The organism is Psychrobacter sp. NPDC077938 (genome assembly GCF_044542635.1).
Lineage (GTDB): Bacteria > Pseudomonadota > Gammaproteobacteria > Pseudomonadales > Moraxellaceae > Psychrobacter.
In genome coordinates, this window is record NZ_JBITUW010000008.1 from 111,817 (window position 1) to 129,339 (window position 17,523).

At 40.8% G+C, this 17,523-nt stretch carries 18 protein-coding genes; 7 read left to right on the forward strand and 11 right to left on the reverse strand.

All coding sequences use genetic code 11. The features are described from left to right. Positions 1-54 precede the first annotated feature (54 nt). From ACIGBM_RS12905 to pqqA, 6 genes are all read right to left on the reverse strand, one after another. Positions 55-1,110 carry a dipeptidase gene (locus tag ACIGBM_RS12905; RefSeq protein WP_397478024.1) on the reverse strand — a complete coding sequence of 352 codons (1,056 nt, stop codon included), beginning with the start codon at positions 1,108-1,110 and terminating at the stop codon, positions 55-57. Beyond that, positions 1,107-2,279 (reverse strand): pyrroloquinoline quinone biosynthesis protein PqqE, encoded by a 1,173-nt coding sequence (gene pqqE, locus ACIGBM_RS12910; RefSeq protein ID WP_397478025.1) that lies wholly within the window; start codon positions 2,277-2,279, stop codon positions 1,107-1,109. Before pqqE ends, ACIGBM_RS12905 begins: the two co-directional genes overlap by 4 nt. Beyond that, entirely contained in the window at positions 2,276-2,572 is a 297-nt protein-coding gene (gene pqqD, locus ACIGBM_RS12915) for a pyrroloquinoline quinone biosynthesis peptide chaperone PqqD (protein WP_201547112.1), read from the reverse strand. The genes pqqE and pqqD overlap by 4 nt, the downstream gene beginning before the upstream one ends. Continuing rightward, complete coding sequence (gene pqqC / locus ACIGBM_RS12920) at positions 2,569-3,327, reverse strand: pyrroloquinoline-quinone synthase PqqC (protein WP_102078380.1); 759 nt, start codon at positions 3,325-3,327, stop codon at positions 2,569-2,571. Before pqqC ends, pqqD begins: the two co-directional genes overlap by 4 nt. Positions 3,328-3,369: 42 nt before the next feature. Further along, positions 3,370-4,281 (reverse strand): pyrroloquinoline quinone biosynthesis protein PqqB, encoded by a 912-nt coding sequence (pqqB, locus tag ACIGBM_RS12925; protein WP_397478026.1) that lies wholly within the window; start codon positions 4,279-4,281, stop codon positions 3,370-3,372. A gap of 71 nt (positions 4,282-4,352) precedes the next feature. Then, positions 4,353-4,427 (reverse strand): pyrroloquinoline quinone precursor peptide PqqA, encoded by a 75-nt coding sequence (gene pqqA / locus ACIGBM_RS12930; RefSeq protein ID WP_082894360.1) that lies wholly within the window; start codon positions 4,425-4,427, stop codon positions 4,353-4,355. 364 nt (positions 4,428-4,791) lie between these two features. Between pqqA and ACIGBM_RS12935 the strand changes: the two genes are divergently transcribed. Next, positions 4,792-5,043: a hypothetical protein gene (locus ACIGBM_RS12935; RefSeq protein ID WP_379544332.1), complete on the forward strand. Its 252-nt coding sequence runs from the start codon at positions 4,792-4,794 to the stop codon at positions 5,041-5,043. Between the two features lie 255 nt (positions 5,044-5,298). Beyond that, positions 5,299-5,544: a hypothetical protein gene (locus ACIGBM_RS12940; protein ID WP_057760113.1), complete on the forward strand. Its 246-nt coding sequence runs from the start codon at positions 5,299-5,301 to the stop codon at positions 5,542-5,544. A gap of 164 nt (positions 5,545-5,708) precedes the next feature. Here ACIGBM_RS12940 and ACIGBM_RS12945 read toward each other — a convergent pair whose 3' ends face one another. Then, positions 5,709-6,605: a 3-hydroxyacyl-CoA dehydrogenase gene (locus ACIGBM_RS12945; protein WP_397478027.1), complete on the reverse strand. Its 897-nt coding sequence runs from the start codon at positions 6,603-6,605 to the stop codon at positions 5,709-5,711. Between the two features lie 525 nt (positions 6,606-7,130). Beyond that, positions 7,131-8,069: a LysR family transcriptional regulator gene (locus ACIGBM_RS12950; protein ID WP_397478028.1), complete on the reverse strand. Its 939-nt coding sequence runs from the start codon at positions 8,067-8,069 to the stop codon at positions 7,131-7,133. Between the two features lie 182 nt (positions 8,070-8,251). Between ACIGBM_RS12950 and ACIGBM_RS12955 the strand changes: the two genes are divergently transcribed. The 4 genes from ACIGBM_RS12955 (at position 8,252) to ACIGBM_RS12970 (ending at position 11,356) form a co-directional block, all read left to right on the forward strand. After that, on the forward strand, positions 8,252-8,995 hold the full coding sequence (locus ACIGBM_RS12955) for an outer membrane protein (RefSeq protein ID WP_397478029.1): 744 nt from the start codon (positions 8,252-8,254) through the stop codon (positions 8,993-8,995). Between the two features lie 272 nt (positions 8,996-9,267). Beyond that, positions 9,268-9,708, forward strand: a complete 441-nt coding sequence (locus ACIGBM_RS12960) for an antibiotic biosynthesis monooxygenase family protein (RefSeq protein WP_397478030.1) — start codon at positions 9,268-9,270, stop codon at positions 9,706-9,708. Between the two features lie 118 nt (positions 9,709-9,826). Beyond that, positions 9,827-10,570: an NAD(P)H-binding protein gene (locus ACIGBM_RS12965; RefSeq protein WP_397478031.1), complete on the forward strand. Its 744-nt coding sequence runs from the start codon at positions 9,827-9,829 to the stop codon at positions 10,568-10,570. A 39-nt stretch (positions 10,571-10,609) separates the two neighbouring features. After that, positions 10,610-11,356, forward strand: coding sequence for a glutathione S-transferase family protein (locus ACIGBM_RS12970; RefSeq protein WP_397478032.1), 747 nt, complete (start codon positions 10,610-10,612; stop codon positions 11,354-11,356). A gap of 217 nt (positions 11,357-11,573) precedes the next feature. Here ACIGBM_RS12970 and ACIGBM_RS12975 read toward each other — a convergent pair whose 3' ends face one another. Further along, positions 11,574-13,025 (reverse strand): coniferyl aldehyde dehydrogenase, encoded by a 1,452-nt coding sequence (locus ACIGBM_RS12975; protein ID WP_397478033.1) that lies wholly within the window; start codon positions 13,023-13,025, stop codon positions 11,574-11,576. A 122-nt stretch (positions 13,026-13,147) separates the two neighbouring features. Continuing rightward, entirely contained in the window at positions 13,148-14,866 is a 1,719-nt protein-coding gene (locus ACIGBM_RS12980) for a GMC family oxidoreductase (RefSeq protein WP_397478034.1), read from the reverse strand. A 239-nt stretch (positions 14,867-15,105) separates the two neighbouring features. On the opposite strand from ACIGBM_RS12980, the gene ACIGBM_RS12985 reads away from it, so the two are divergent. Next, the gene (locus ACIGBM_RS12985; protein ID WP_397478035.1) at positions 15,106-16,167 is read left to right on the forward strand and encodes a helix-turn-helix transcriptional regulator; all 1,062 of its coding nucleotides are present in this window, start codon (positions 15,106-15,108) and stop codon (positions 16,165-16,167) included. A gap of 367 nt (positions 16,168-16,534) precedes the next feature. On the opposite strand, the gene ACIGBM_RS12990 is transcribed toward ACIGBM_RS12985, so the two are convergent. After that, positions 16,535-17,461: a hypothetical protein gene (locus ACIGBM_RS12990; RefSeq protein ID WP_397478036.1), complete on the reverse strand. Its 927-nt coding sequence runs from the start codon at positions 17,459-17,461 to the stop codon at positions 16,535-16,537. Positions 17,462-17,523: the final 62 nt, after the last annotated feature.

Sequence of the window (17,523 nt, forward strand, 5' to 3'; positions counted from 1 at the left end):
TGATCAGACGAGCAAGACAGTAGTCCCTAGACAGTAATTGCTTGATTATTATGATTATTGCCATACCTTGTCAAGCACCGTAAACCAGTTTTTTGACGTCACCTTTTCAATAAGTTGGTTTGAGAAGTGACGTTGTTGCATTCGCTCAATTAGCATAGAGATTTGACTGATATCAGATAACTCATCAGGTAGTAGACAACCATCAAAATCAGAGCCAAAACCAATATGATCTTCGCCTAGATGGTCGATCAAATAATCAAGATGGTCGACAATCACATCAAGCGAGGTTTGCGTATTACGTTGTCCATCTGCACGAAGAAACGCCACATCAAAATTCACCCCAACCATACCACCATTTTGTTTGATGGCAGCCAGCTGTTGATCGGTTAGGTTTCTTGCTTGCGGACAGAGAGTATGTGCGTTTGAATGTGTCGCAACAATCGGCTGGCAGGCAATTTCTAGCGTATCCCAGAAAGCGCGTTCATTCATATGCGACACATCTATCAGCATATGCTTTTCACTGCACTTAAGAATGAGGTCTTTGCCCTGAGCAGTCAGCCCAGATCCAGTATCTGGAGAGTGTGGAAAAGACGCATTTAAGCCATCACCGAAGAGGCTCTTTCTATTCCATAGTGGGCCAATACTTCTAAGCCCTGCCTTATAAAACACATTCAGTAGGTCAGGCTGTATGGCTAAAAACTCAGCACCTTCCAAATGCAATACAATGCCCAGTTGCTTATTCTGCTGACAGGCTTTGATTTGTTCTAACGAGGTGCAAATCTGAATCTGACCGTCAGATCTTGCCTCTAGTTGCTGAGCCAGTTTCAATTGCGCACAGCAAATATCGACGATTTCTTGCGGAGTGAAGTCTGAATGTGAGGGGTTGGCTAATTTGTCAGGATGGTTGTTTTTCACATAAGAATAGGGCGGTAAAAATATAGAAAATAATCCGCCCATCCAATTCGCTTCTTGGCAGCGTTGTAAGTCCAAATGTCCTGGTAATGTACCATAAATAAAGTCATGTACCGGATCGGCAGCTGAACTTAGCCAAAGTCGAGTCAATAGATCGTTATGTCCGTCAAATATCACAGGCTTAGTATTAGCATTCATATTTCACCTGTTACCATACGAGTAGGAATCAATTTGTCTTTATTCAGCTGCTTGTTACTCAGTGATTTAGAATTCTTTGGATTGCGAAAGCGCAGTTCTTCAAAAGGTACAGGCGTCTCGCTGTTGATACGTGCCTCCTCAATCAGGTAGTGATAAGGCGATTTGCCACAGACAGGATCGGCGTTTTTGGCATCCCCAGTTAGCATAAACGCTTGGCAACGGCAGCCGCCATAATCGCGCTCTTTATCTGGGCAGCTTTGGCACATATCGGGCATCCAATCGTCACCGCGAAACTGATTGAAGCTCGCAGATTCATACCAAATATCCGACAGTGGTGTATGTCGTACATTAGGAAACTGTATTGGCATCTGTCTTGCAGCATGACAAGGTAGGGCTGTACCGTCTGGTGCGACTGTTAAGAAAATCTTGCCCCAGCCATCCATACAGGGCTTTGGACGTTCTTCATAATAATCAGGCACCACAAAAATAAGTTTGCATTTGATACCACGTTCTTCAATCTGCTTACGGTATTCATTGGTAATGCGTTCAGCTCGGACCACTTGCGCTTTGGTTGGTAGTAAACCCTCTATGTTCTCAAACGCCCAACCATAAAACTGACAAATAGCCAGCTCGACCGTGTCGGCTTCCAGCTCTAAGCAGAGGTCAATAATCTGGTCAATCTGATCGATGTTTTGCCGATGAATCACAAAGTTAAGTACCATCGGATAGTCGTATTGCTTAACCAGACGTGACATCTCATACTTTTGCTCAAAGGCATGTTTTGAACCTGCCAAGGCATCGTTGACCGTTGGATCACTGGCTTGAAAGCTAATTTGAATATGCTGAAGACCTGCTTCTTTTAAGCGCGCAATTCTAGCCTCAGTCAATCCCATACCTGACGTGATTAAATTGGTATAAAAACCTTGATTGTGCGCATAAGCGACCAATTCTTCTAGATCTTGACGAACCAGTGGTTCACCGCCAGAAAAACCAAGCTGCACCGCGCCCATTTGCCGCGCCTGATCAAATACATCAAACCATTCTTGCGTCGTTAGCTCCTCTTTATACTGAGCATAATCAATGGGGTTTGAGCAATAAGGGCATTGTAAGGGGCAGCGATAGGTCAGCTCAGCAAGCAGCCATAGCGGTAGCCCGACTGGTGCAGTCATACTAAATCAATCCAATGTTCACGCTGGGCGACCAGCATATATTCGATGATGTCTTGCTCGATTTCGGGAATATCGCCAAACATAGCTTGCACCTTTTGGATAATATCAGCAATGGACGCTTGACCATCAATATGTTGCCCAATGATGCTGGCACTGTCATTGAGCTTAATCATACCCTCAGGGTACAGTAAGACATACGCGTTTTGCGCAGGCTCAAACTGAAAACGATAACCGTGACGCCATACCGGTACGATGGATTGATCCAGCTTAGGTAAACTAGCAGGTATACTCATTTGAACAATCCTTTATGCCAGACATTGTCAGTGGTAACGCTTTGATAAGGAGCTTGATTATGCACATAGGCCAAGCTCAAGGCATCCAAAATCGTCCATAAGATATCGAGCTTAAACTGTAGGATCTCAAGCATGCGTTCTTGCTGCTCGGCTGTTTTGAATGAGTCGAGTGTGATGGTCAGACCATGCTCAACATCACGGCGCGCTTGACTCAAGCGTGAGCGGAAATAGGTATAGCCTTGCTCTTTTATCCAAGGGTAGTGCTTGGGCCACGACTCTAAACGTGACTGGTGAATCTGCGGGGCAAACAGCTCAGTCAGTGAGCTACTCGCCGCTTCTCGCCATGAGGTACGCCGTGCAAAGTTCACATAAGCATCGACAGCAAAACGCACACCCGGTAGCACCAGCTCTTCAGAAATCACCTGCTCACGAGTCAAACCGACTGCTTCTGCCAGACCCAACCACGCTTCACGACCACCGCCGTCAGGATAGACGCCATCTTGATCAATCATGCGCTGGATCCATTCTTGACGCACGCGCTGATCAGGACAGTTTGCCATAATGGCCGCGTCTTTCAATGGGATATTGATCTGATAATAAAATCGATTAGCGACCCACGCTTGGATCTGCTGCTGGGTCGCTTTGCCTTCATGCATCATGATATGAAAGGGATGGTAAATATGATAATACTGACCCTTAGCCATAATCGCTTGTTCAAACGCTTCTGGGCTTAGCGCTGTGTTTTCTTCTTGCATTGTTCTCACCTTACGATTGCTATCTTTGCCTTACCGTTTGTCTTAAAGCTCAATCTGCATACCATCAAATGCTACTTCAACACCATGTTGTTTTAATGTCGCAGCCTGTTCGGATTGTTCGTTCAATATCGGGTTGGTATTGTTGATATGAATGAGCACCTTGCGCGCGTTATCGAGCTGATCTAAATAATGCAATGAGCCATCTTCACCACTAATATGCAAATGTCCCATGTCTTGGCCGGTCTTCGTACCGACACCGCACTCTTGCATTTCATTGTCCGTCCAGAGCGTACCGTCAATCATTACGCAATCAGAGCTTTTCATAATCTGCATCACTTGCTCATCAATTTTACCGAGACCTGGCGCATAAAAGAGTTGTTTTTGTGTTTTTAAGTCTTTTACAATCAGGGCAATATTGTCGCCATCATGCGGGTCGTTGCGGTGCGGAGAGTAGGGCGGTGCAGAGCTTCTAATCACTAAAGGCGTCAATTCTAAATTGTCAAATCCTTCAATCTTAAACGTCTTTTCTGGATCAATTTGATTATATTGCAAGCCGCCATTCCAGTGCTTTAACATGTTAAAGAGAGGAAATCCTGTCGTTAGATCTTGATAGACCATGTCAGTACACCAAACAGGAATTGGACAACCTTCACGCAGGGTCAATAGCCCCGTCGTATGGTCAAGCTGACTGTCCATCAAGACTACATTGGTGATGCCTGTATCTCTCAATTGACGTGCTGGCTGTGCTGCCTTGAACTCAAATAATTGTTGGCGGATATCAGGGGATGCGTTGAATAAGATCCAATCCACACCATTTTCTGATATGGCTATCGAAGATTGGGTACGGGTTTTTGCCTGAATCGTGCCTTGACGCACACCGTGGCAATTACCGCAGTTACAGTTCCACTGCGGGAAACCACCACCAGCAGCTGAGCCTAAAACGTGAATATACATAAATCAATATTTCCAAAAAAATAAAAGCCCTAATCATCTAGGGCTTTTAATGGATTGAGTGCTAATGAGTTTTAGCGTGCTTCGAAATACATAGTCACTTCGAAACCGATACGAATGTCTTGAAAAGCTGGTTTGGTCCACTGCATGGGATTACTCCGGAACGATCTTACTATTTAAGAAGTAAGATTAATAAAGTGAATGAGTGATAAAGGGTAGTATAAGCTGCCCCCCGCTGTCAATTTCTTAGATGTTAGTAAAGCGTTAACGGGCATCGTTCAAGCAGTCTTTTATAGCATAAATGAAAGCCGATTTATCATGTTAAAAAGACAGTATATCGAGCATAAGATTAAAAATATCTTTGAATAGTTTGAGTATAAATTCTAACTATAAAAAATCTGCTCGAGGGAAGTCAGGTGTATTTCGAGAACTTATGAGTTATACAGATATATTGCAAAAACCGAATTTATCTATAAAGTAATAGATTAACTTGATAGATACTGGAGCCTGAAGATGATTGCTGAATTACAGGGCAGTGAGTTAACCAAAGCCATCTTGGAAAATGTCAGCCACTATGTATGGTGTGCTGTCAGCAACGTTAGCGATGATTATGCTATCGCAACCATAGATAATGGTTACTACGAATTATTGGTTCCTATAGTAGCTTTCAATAACGACCAGTTCGTTTGTGATAAAGGTGATCTATGGGAGTACGCTGTCTCAGTAAAGAGAGTGGCACTTACTCATGATGATGTAGGGCTATAACTCATTATCAATATAATGACTGTTACGTTCTACATACAGATTAGTTTTACAGCCTATGCATGAAAATCTACCATCTGTCTACAACTTCTTGTTCTAGCTGACAATACATCTGTACTATCTATTTATAAGCTCATCTGTCTAACCATCAATATTTTTCAACGATAGATAAAACAGGTTCGAAGATGCTCAAGTGATTGCTGTTACAAAACCGCTTGTTTAGCTTACTAATCATTGTCATTGAATAGGAGTAACAACATGGATACGGTAATTGTTGGAAGCGAACTAACTCGTTCAATGCTTGAGGACGGTCATAAAAATATATGGTGTGCTGTAAGTGATGAGAGTGATGAGAATGCTCTAGAAGATCAGGTAGGTAATGACTTCACATCTCGCATTGTGGCTTTTGAAGATGGCCAGTTCTATTGTACGGGCGGTATGCCTTGGAAGTATGCAGTGCCAATTGAAATAATTGCATTAACGCGATATGACTTTTCTCTTTAGTGAACAACATAACTTAGATAGGTTTGAATAGTCATCGCCGAAAGTAAATCCTAATATTAAGATATTTAGTTAGATAAAGTGCGCGACTGACAAGGCCATTCAAGCGATGCAACCTAAAGCTTGAATGGCCTTTTGTGTTTTAGATCCAGTTTGAAAGCTATCTATTATTTCAAAAATTCAGGGCGCATAAAGGCTGGGTTTGGATACGTATAAAATCCTTCACCAGTCGCGAATCCTAGTTTGTTTTGATCGATTAACTGCTCTTTTAAATATTGAGCAGCCTTGAACCTCACAGGATTTTGAGTTTTTTCAGCAGATAGTTTTGTGATGTTGTAGGCAGTGTTGATACCGATAGTGTCCAATATGGCAAAGGGACCTGACGGCGCGCCAGTTACTATCATCCACGTTTTATCTATCGTATGTGGATCGGCAACCTCTTTTGCAACCAATTGCAAAGCTGCATCTATAAAAGGCGCTAACAAGCTGTTCATGATATAGCCGGGTTGCTCCTTATCCAGCGGCATTGCCACCATACCGATGGCAGTAGCAAAAGCCACAACCTCATCAAATACTTTAGGATCTGTGCCAGGATGCCCCATGATTTCAGCGACATTATGCATCCAAATTTTATTGGCAAAATGTAGCGCTAAAAATTGCGCAGGTCGTCCCGTTGATTCTGCAAACTGACTAGGAAGTAAGGTGGAAGTATTAGTCGCAAAGATGGTTTTTTCTGGTGCTAGTTTGGCAAGTTTTTCATAAAATTCGATTTTAATTTCAGGAATCTCGGGAATGGCTTCAATCATTAGGTCAGCATCTTTGACCGCTTTTGCTAAGTCTGAGGTATAGCTCAGATTGTCAAAGGCCATGTCCAACTGCTCTTGAGTTGCCCTCAAATCCTTTCGAAAGGCTTTACACATCAATTGAAATTTTGACTTTGCTTTTTCTAAAACCTCATCATTGATGTCATAGACACTGACATTAAAACCATGAAATGCGGCCTGAAAAGCAATCTGATAGCCTAGGATGCCGCTTCCCGCGACAGTTACATTTTTATACGTCATTGTATTTATTTCCTAATAGTAGTGGATATAAGTTGCTAGATAAATGTCTAGAACTTATAGACCTATTATTAGATGGTTTTACCTTATTATTCAACCTTAATTTTTATAAAAACATTTAAGAGAACCTAAAAATACCACTATGCAGGTATCAGATAAGTTTACACTACTTGACTTATTATATTTCCAACTAATTCAACAGCTTGCTAATAATATTACTAACTTCATACTTAATGATTTTATGTTAATTGAAGGCTAATTTCATATCATAACGACATTTTTAATGACTGTTGATGTCAAAATTCTATCGACGTGAAGAATGACATAAGCAGTGATGTAGGAATATTCAACAGACCTTAGGGCGTGTCCTCAATTCAATCGATAGTCATCTAAATGGGTTAAAAATGGCTAAATCTTGCCAAACAGCGTCAAATAGCTGACTAATATCTCGATATTATCTTCGCTATTTTCCTTGTTTGACTGCGATTTATCTCATTTTTATCACCATTTTTAAAATGAGGACACGCCCTAGTACGTTCTAAAAATATCAGTAGACGCGATAACCTGTTCCCTAAACCACTGATGCTTAGGATCTTTTTGATATTTCTTGTGCCACAGCATCCGCATAGTAATCGGTGTGGGTTGATAAGGTAATGCCACGCTGTCTAAATGCTCAAATCCCAACGTATTCAATTTACTAGGGACAATAGCCATTAATTCTGACCCTTTAACGAACGTTGCCATCGTCGCAAAGCTATTGGTGCGTATGACGGTATTGGCATCTATCGCTTGAATAATGTGTTTATCCGTTTGGCTGGCAGACGCGCCTTTGGTAAAGCTCAGTCCCACGTAGCGGGCATTATCAAAATCTTGCTCGGTTACAGGAGGTGAGCGGTACGCAGGATCATAATAGCACCGTGCCATATCGTCAAATAAGCGCACGCTCATAATGTCATTGTGATCAGGGGCAAAGGGGGAAAACGCCACATCAACATTATGTTGCCGAAGTTGCTCAATATTAGGCTTGCGAGAAGGCAATATATTTAAGCGAAATGAGGCCACTTGTGCGCTAATTTGTTGCATTGCCTGTGTTAAAAACACACCCACCTGATAATCATTTGCCAAAATCGTGTAATCAAAATGAGCCAGCTTTGGCTCAAACTCTTGGGTATGCGTTAACTCATCTAGCCGAACTAATAACGGCTTAATTTCTTGATATAAATATTCACTTTTTTGGGTCGGCATCACGCTTCTACCCGAACGCACAAACAACTCATCGTCAAATATTAGCCTTAGTTTTTGCAAACTATGGCTAATGGTCGATTGTGTCAGATCCAGTTGTTCGGCAGTTTTAGTTACTGTGCCGACCTCGTGCAAGGTGGTGAATACCAACAAGTGCTGTCCGCTTAACGCTAAATAATCGAAATCTTTCATAATAAGTATGAATAAACCTCTGTTTTTATTCATGAGTTGGTAGCATATGATGGTTGTCATCGGGTTGCAAGAATTTAATATTCCAAAAATCCCAAGTCTTAAATATTGCTTTATTAAACACTGTTTCATTAAATACTGCTTTATCAAACATTAGGTCTTTAATAAATCAGTCATTAACCATTGGCTTTGACTACATTCTTAATTAGGGAACACTTATGACATCTTTAACCAACGCAAAAGCATTATCTACTTTTGCTGTTTTGGGCTTATTTGCACTACCTACAGTCGCCATGGCAGATATGACAGAAGGTCTATATGGCACAGCACAACTGGGCTATAGCATTGCGGACACTGATTCAAAAGCCTACGGTAATAATATTGCAAACGATAACGATTTCCCAAGTTCATTTGAAGCTGATAATAGTATGGTCGGCGGTATAGGATTGGGTTATGAGTTTAACCAGAACCTACGTATAGAAGGTCGATTGGCAAAACGTAGCTTTGATATTGATGACTCACGTTACGGTACAGGCGCTCGTGATGGCGAGCAATACATTTTAGATGGTGAGTTTGAAAGCTTAACGATGACTCTTGAAGGGTTTTACGATTTCCCAATTAGTGCCTCATTTACCCCTTACGCTAAAGCAGGTATTGGACTTTCAAAAAATGACTATTCTGCTCGATTGGGCGGAACTGGCGTAGCAGGTTTTGATGCATTTGATGGCAAAGCAGATGGCTATTATGACAACTACGCTGATGACGACTCTAGCGAATTTACATGGAATATCGGAGCAGGTGCAAGCTATGCATTGACCCCAAGCACCCATTTATATGGAGAGTATCAATACATCGATTTTGGTGGCGACGTACAAACAGGGCAAGACGGCTTCAGCGATGGCTTTGAGATCAACGACGCCTCTGCTCATGAATTTAACTTAGGCTTACGCTATCAGTTTTAAGGTTTTGTAATTTATTAACTTATCTTAGGGCGTGTCCTCAATTCAAACGAGTGTCCTCTAAATGGGCTAAAAACAGCTAAATTTTGCCAAACATCGTCAAATAGTTGGTCAATATCTCGATATTATCTGCACTATTTTCCTCGTTTGACGGCAATTTATCTCATTTTTATCACCATTTTTAAAATGAGGACACGCCCTAGTCTCGATATTTCATCTATATCTAAATACTTAAAACAAATTTTAAATCATCAATCTATCCAAAAGGTATCACTATGAAGGTTTCAAAAGCTGCTTTATTAACCACTGTTGTTATTAGTACATTTGCATTGACCGCTTGCAACAACTTACAACCTGCTCATCAAGCTCAAAAGCATACACAGCATAATAGCCATCATCAAGGTGCTGACGTAGTATCAAACGCTAAAGTGATTGAGATTGCCTCTTTCAAACTTAAACCTAGTATCTCTTACGATGATTTTGCCGTTCTTGATCATAGCGTTGAGGTCAATCATGTGGCAAAACAAAAAGGCTTTGTATCTCGTGAGTCAGCAATGGGCGAAAACGGCGAATGGGTGGTTGTGGTGCATTGGGAAACGTTAGCGGATGCGGATGCTTCCATGACAAGTTTTACTAAAACACCTATGGCAGCTGAATTTATGGGCAGTATAGATTTGAAGACGATGGCAATGAATCGCTATACCTTAGTAGATTAGTGGATGGGTTTGAAATAAACAGCAATTTCAATCGGTTGCAAACCAGTAGATCGATTAGGGTTTATCTATTAACCCTAATCGACGTTCATTCTAGTTAAGAGAATCAAAGAGGTGCACTATGAAAATCGCAGTTACAGCCGCTAATGGAAAACTAGGGTCTGCCATTATTGAGAATCTACTACAGGCGCATGCCGCGACAGACATCGTGGCGCTGGCACGCACTCCTGCCAAAGCTGAGTTTTTGACCAAGCAGTATGGCATAGAGGTCAGAGCAGGTGATTATGATGATGTACAACAGCTTAAGAATTCATTACAAGGTATAGATAGCGTTTTACTGGTGTCTAGTATGGATGAGCCTGCTAAGCGTATTGGTCAGCACCGCAATGTCATTGAGTCTGCGAAAAAAAATGGTGTGACAAAAATCGTGTATACCAGTATTCAGGGTTCTAGTACTCAAACTGCGTTTGCGCCGATTGTGAAGAGTAATCAGCAAACAGAACAAGATATCAAAGATAGTGGTCTCAATTGGGTGATAGGCCGTAATGGTATCTATATCGAGCCTGATGTGGATTATATCGATAGCTATAAGGCGCAGGGTGAGATTGCCAACTGTGCAGGTGAGGGTAAGTGTGGCTATACCACTCATGAAGAATTGGCGGTCGCTTATAGCCAAATGCTAATCAATGCTAAGCACAATGCCAATACTTATAATTTAAATGGTGAATCCATTACCCAGAAGCAGCTCACTCAGTACTTGAATGACAGGTTTGGTACAACGTTTAGTTATCGTCATATGACCGTGGAGGCGTACAAACAAGACCGTATTGATGAACTAGGCGAGTTTTTTGAACGCGATAAATGACTGCTATCTTACGTAATGCAAAATGTAAGGAAAACTACTATGCCTATGATTACGCCTACAAATAAATCCGTTACTAAATTCGAAGGTTTACACTTGTATCACGCGCCATTTTCCAACTGTGCTATGCGCGTAAGGATTGCATTAGCGGAGAAGCAGTTAGAGTGGACAAGCCATCTTATTGATCTATCCAAAGGTGAACAGCGTAGCAAGCAATATCTAGGAATCAATCCTAATGGTGTGGTACCAACCTTGGTAGATGAGGGTGTGGTTATTATTGATTCGACCGATATCATTGATTATTTAGACACCACCTATGAACCCAATTCGTTGCGTCCTGATAGTGAAGCTGAAATGCAGGCCATGTATGATTGGATGCATATGGCAAAAGATAATCATCTGTCCATAAAAACTTATATGTATTATAAATTAGGTGCCACGGGTCTTAGCGAAAAAGAGCTAACAGAATACCGCAAAAATCAAACTTACGACAAAGCACTGTTAGCGTTTCACGAGCATCGTAGTACACATGGTTTTAGTCAAGAGGATATTGATAAGGCAACCGCAGTGCTTGATGACTGTTTTGCAAAAATGGACGTGCGTCTCAAAGATCGTGGTTGGCTAGTTGGCGATGCCTTTTCATTGGCGGATATTACTTGGATTCCGCAACTGGTTGTTTTAGGTAGAGCGGGCTATCCTTTTGCTCAGTATGCACACTTTGAGCGCTGGAAAAATGCAATTGTGGCACGCCCTAGTTTTAAACAAGCAGTTACTGATTGGCTGAAGTAGAGATGAGTGACGACAGCGGTAAGACTATAATAAAATGCACTTTAAAAGAGTATCTCAAACTAAAAAAATCACCCTAAACATTCAAGTTAAGGTGATTTTTTTATGTGCATCGACATAAACTTATAACGTCTGTAAATCCATCGAAGCGAGGTGCATTCATGGTTCTTTGAGCTATTAGTAGTAATCATTGCTAAAATATAAATATGGGTTAAGGTATCTATTTGATGAACATAGACATAAATTTATTAAAGACAACTCCATAAGGAGGTTGTAATAAATTCATAGCATTTACTTTGGGCTGTACCAAAACGGGCTTCATATGACTAAAGCGTTCAAAGCCAATCTTACCGTGGTAAGCTCCTATACCGGAATGTCCAACCCCGCCAAAAGGCAATTCATGCTGCAGGGCATGTAATACAATCTCATTAATACAGACACCGCCAGATACCGTATGGGAGCGAATACGCTTAATATCCTTTTCTGAATTTCCGAATATATATAACGCTAATGGTCTAGGGCGTTCATTGATAAATGCGATAGCTTCATCTAACTCTTCATAATGTATGAGTGGTAGTACTGGTGCAAATATTTCATTTTGCATTAATGCACTATCTAATGTAGGTTCAGTTACGATAATAGGAGGCATTAAGCGTGAGTTGATATCTGGTTTCACTTCAGTTGTATGGTGAACATTCTCTTTCGGTATTTCGTCTAGATACTTTTGAACTCTAACAAACTGAGCAGTATTGATAATGTGGGTATAGTCCTTGTTTGTCGTGATTTTTGGGTAATGCTTTTGCATCCATTTCTTGGCTAGACTAGTAAACTGCTCATGATACTTGCGATTTAACAGTACATAGTCAGGTGCTATACAAGTTTGTCCAGCATTTAGCGCTTTACCCGTCATAATTCTATTTACGGCACTTTCTAAGTTGGCATCATCTAGTACAATCACCGGAGATTTACCACCAAGCTCAAGAGTAACTGGCGTTAGATTCGGAGCCGCTGCTGCCATGACTTTTTTGCCTACTTCTGTAGAGCCGGTATAAATCAAATGATCGAAAGGAAGCTCACTAAAAGCCACCGCGATATCAACATCACCTACAACAACATTTATCATCTCTGGTGAGAAATGCTTTTCAATAGCTTCAGCAAATGCCTGAGCAAATTTTGGCGCAGCTTCACTCATTTTGACCATAATACGGTTTCCCGCTGTAATAGCATCTATCATTGGACCAATCGCTAAATATAGTGGATAGTTCCAAGGGACCATGATACCTACTACGCCCAATGGTTGCGGTTCTATTTCATTACGAGCTGGCAAGTAAACAGCTGAAACAGGCGCCTTTCGAGTTTTCATCCAAGACTCACCATGTTTCTTTGCATGACTGATACTTGTAAAACTTGAAAATAATTCGGCAAACTTAGTTTCACCTTCACTACGTTGACCAAAATCTGCATTGATAGCGCTAGTAAGTTTATCCTTATTTTTACTTAATAAGGTTTCAAGAGTTTCAAGTTGAGATTTTCTAGTATCCCAGTCAGTTATAGGTTCTTTGCGACTCAGTTTTTGCAGTCTCAAAAACTGGGTTTGTAGATCTTTCTTGTTGGTAATGATTGCGGGTAAGCTACTTACCGAAGAGCTGTTATCAATTTGAGTGCTATCCATCGTTTTCATCCTTGAAATGTTTTATGAAATTATCCTAGGAGGATGGCATATAATCATACTCCTAGGATTTTGCGTAATTGAGATATTAATCTGGTAGTACTATTGCAGTAGTCACTATTAATTCAATACGCAACGCTTACATGGCCTTTAGCCACTACCATGTCGGGCATGTTTTCATTTAATTTAACGGAATCTTCAGTTTCAATACTTGTGCTACCGTGGTTTAGATGAAAACGCTCCATCTTTATTTCCTGAGCGATTTTTTCTGCAATGGCTATCGTTGGAGCGTTAGTATTTGCACTATTAAGGTGCGGCATAATAGAGGCGTCCACAACACGTAGTCCGATTACACCTCTTACTTTGAGATCTAGATCCACCACGGATTCAGCATCTGAGCCCATCCTACACGTGCCTACCGGATGATATATAGTGTCTGACTTATTGCGGATATAACCTAACAAGCCGTCTTTATCCAGTGCGGAAGCTGCATAGTCTTTAGTAATATATTTGGCAATAGGTTGTTCTTGCATGATTTCGCGCGTACGTTGAGCACCTGCCACCATCATTTCCACATCTTTTGGATGGTCTAAATAGTTGGGATCAATTAGTGGCGCGGCATTTGGGTCAGAGGACGCGAGCTTTACGGTGCCACGGCTTTCAGGTCTGAGATAACAGCTATGAATAGATACCGCATATCCCCACTTAACTTGACGTCCATGATCGATGACTCTAGAAATAACAAAGTGAAGCTGGGTATCTGGCCAGTCTTTAGGTGTGGCATTTGTGGCACTAAAAAAAGCAGCCCCTTCAGCAAAATTGGTTGATAGCAGTCCAGTCCCGTCTTTTCTCCAATCACGAGCTCCTTTCATAAGGCTGATGCCGCCAGCAAAACCTACGCCAAATACGTCTTTTGTGTTCACCTCATAGTCAAACACAACATCAAGGTGATCTTGGAGATTTTTACCAACATTGGGAGAGTCGTAGACAACACGAATACCGTGCTTTTCTAACTCTTCTTTAGGACCAATGCCTGATAGCATCAAAATCTTTGGAGAGCCGAAAGCACCAGCACACAGAATGACTTCTGCATTGGCCTTAATAGTATTTTCTTGATTATCTTTGAGGTAAACCATTCCTGATGCTACTCCGTTCTCTATGAGAACGTGAGAAGCAATGGCATCTGTAATAATAGTTAGGTTGGGTCTGTCTTCTACAGGGTGTAGATAAGCGGCAGCAGCTGAACAACGCTGCCCTTGTTTTTCACCATGGAAATGAGTTAATTGGTAAAGGCCAGCTCCATCCTGCTTATCACCATTGAAGTCGTCATTTCTATCTAAGCCATTCGCGATGCATGCATCGACAAAAGCATTAGTAATAGGCCGAGGGCTAAGAGGGTCGGCAACGTTTAACGGTCCACTGTCGCCATGAAAATGATTTGCACCGCGGACATTGTTTTCTGCCTTCTTGAAATATGGTAAGAGTGAATCGTAATCCCAACCGTCACAGCCCTGATCAGCCCAACGGTCATAATCTTTTGCACTACCACGGGTATAAACCATCGCATTAATAGCTGATGAGCCACCTAAGCACTTGCCACGAGGTTGATATCCAATACGATTGTTTAGGTGCTTTTGGGGCACAGTACTGAGACACCAATTGTTTATCTTAATTGGCTTGTCTCTCATTTGGGCAATAACTGCCGCAGGTAAACGTACTACTAGATCTTTGCCATCACCCCCTGACTCTAAAAGGCACACTGTGACTTGAGGATCTTCACTTAATCGACTTGCCAACACGGATCCTGCAGATCCACCACCAACGATAATATAATCAAATTCCATGATTAGTTAACTCCTTCCTTGGGTTATCCTAGCTACTGCTAGGCTTTTTTTGCTAAAGTTAGATATATAATCTAACGGGTCAAACAGTCAAAACACTGATAAAACTGATCAATATTTTTCATTCATGTACTTTTGTATAACCTATCATCACTTAAAAGTGTTTTAACAGTGATGCTAAATACACTCCAAAAAGTGAACGGCAGTTTTAAATCAAGTCAAATTCAACACAGAGTAAATCTATGGAACTCAATGAATATACAGTTCATAAGCTGACAGCGCTCTGTTATAGAAAAGCCGTAGCAACGTATCTAATACAGATAAATCGCTCATCTGATATACCCAAAATTATGTCACAATTTAGTGATCTCGATGATTTTGAAGGCGATAGAATGCCACTAGCTGTCGTCACGAATGAGTTCAATTTGGCTACCTATTTCTTCCAAGATGATTATATAGGGCTAAAAGTTTTCAACTATATCGAGATTGAGTCTCTTCCTTTTTATAAGGGAATAAGCCAATGTATCACTCCTCTAATAAATGCCAATATTGATATTCCTCTTATTGTTCTCTGCCGTTTGATTTCGCGTTACTTCAAAGTCATGACTGAATCAATCGAGGTTCATTTATTTGAGAGAAAAGATTTAATCCGTCTTGAGTTCAATCCAAGCGTGCCTGAACAGGTTAATAAACATCAAATTGATGGCATTATTTTTTCCGTTTATAAAATTATCTCGACATTTAGCTCACTCAAACCTGTAGAGCTTACTTTGGCGCATCGGCAGTCTTCCCAAGGGTTTGAGCTATATAAACAGTTCTTAGGTGCTCCAGCAGAAATGTCTAAAACAGTCAATAGTTTAACGTATCGAATCGATAGGGCTGATCACATTTACTACTCATCGGAACACGCAAAAAACACTGTAGGAAGTACATTTTTTATCAACCCTTTGCATCATATGCTTGATAAGAACTTCACCGACACCAGCTATAAACAACGTTGTCAGCATATACTCATAACAATCATGGGTCTGCATGAGCCGACTCGTGAGCAAGTTGCTCAGGTGCTCAATATGAGTGTTAGTAGCTTGCAAAGGCGTCTAAGAGAAGAGGGTACTTCTTTTAAAGCGTTACTATTGGAAGTTCGAAAAAAGTTAGCTTATAAATACTTAATAGAGCAGAGGTTATCAGCTACAGATACGGCATTTTTACTTGGTTATCATTCTAATAGTCAGTTTTTTGGTGCTTTTAAAAGCTGGTTTGGGATGACGCCAAGAGCATATAAAGAATGTTATCTCAGTGACTAACAGCTCGTTATATATATGCTTTGACTATAGCAGCGAGGGCATGATCATCCTTGATTTACTAACTGTATCGTAGGATATCTTTTGAAAGTAGGCATATTCAGGTCAAGGAAAGTTAATACTGTCTTAATTCGGGTCAAGGTTTATATAGTGCTAAAAATTCAGCGATGTCAGACTCTATATAAAGACCAACATATAGAACGCTTATAAGCTATTGAGTACTTTTATGATCAAGTGATTAGCCAGTGCATCTCCCTTTGCTTGAGTTTGATTTTAGTGATCAAACATAAAAAAAGCGCCCATTACAGGCGCTATTTTTTATTCTATTTAATAAGCAAAACTCATGATAGCTTTTTGGCAAAAACTATTTTTAGTAGTTGGCTTTGATTTGTGTTTCTAAGAAATTAGCCGCGACGTCATTGTACAGACTACAATAAACTTCTTCGATGTCAGGGTTAGTATTGAAATTTTCTTGGACTCCGCTTTGATTATAGAAAGCATCATATATCAAGCCGTTGTATCTGACAGCTGCCACGATCTCGCCATCTTCATCAGTATACCGAGCAGCTGGTAGCTCGTTGTCGATACCGATGTTTTCTTTGACAAGATTGGTGACAGTGTTATACGTTTTCTCGTTAGCAATCCACTCATCTATAGTCATGCTACCTTCATCTTCGTCTTCAGAAAAAGTATAGAAATTTTGATTAGGTGTCTCTAGGAATATATAGCATTGAGAGCCATTAGGAAAAACAGGGTTAACACTGCTAGGAAAAGAAGATAACTCAGTGTCAATACCTGTTTTAGCGTTGGATGGCTGTTTGCCTACGCCTTCAAGGTCAAGGGTTACAATGTCATAAGTTGAATTGACGGAAGCATTTCCTGAACGAATATTTAGCTTGAACGTATCACTATCAACAAAGCTAATGTTATAAAACTGACTATCAAAATCCTCAGGAACCGCAATGAACAAATTTTGGCCAGCGTAAAACTCTAATTCAGAGACATCACCTACGCTATCCTGATATGCAGTAGGTGAGCTTCCTACAATAGTAGATATTGTCTGCATTAAGCCGCTATTGCTAAGTCTATAAGCGAGCTTACCCCATCCATCTTTATATTGGTTATTTGATATATCAGTAAAGGGATCAAACTCTGTATAGCTCAGTTCACTATTAACGATAGGACCACCATCGTCTCCATTGCTTGCGACGTACTGACCGTCACTATCTCCGCCACATCCAGTAAGTACTAAGGCACTAGCCAATGCGAGGCCCGTATATAATTTATTAATTTGCATATTGTTACCTATCGTTAGCTTCCCGTAAGAAAGTAATCATAGTTAAAGCTATAATAAATTGC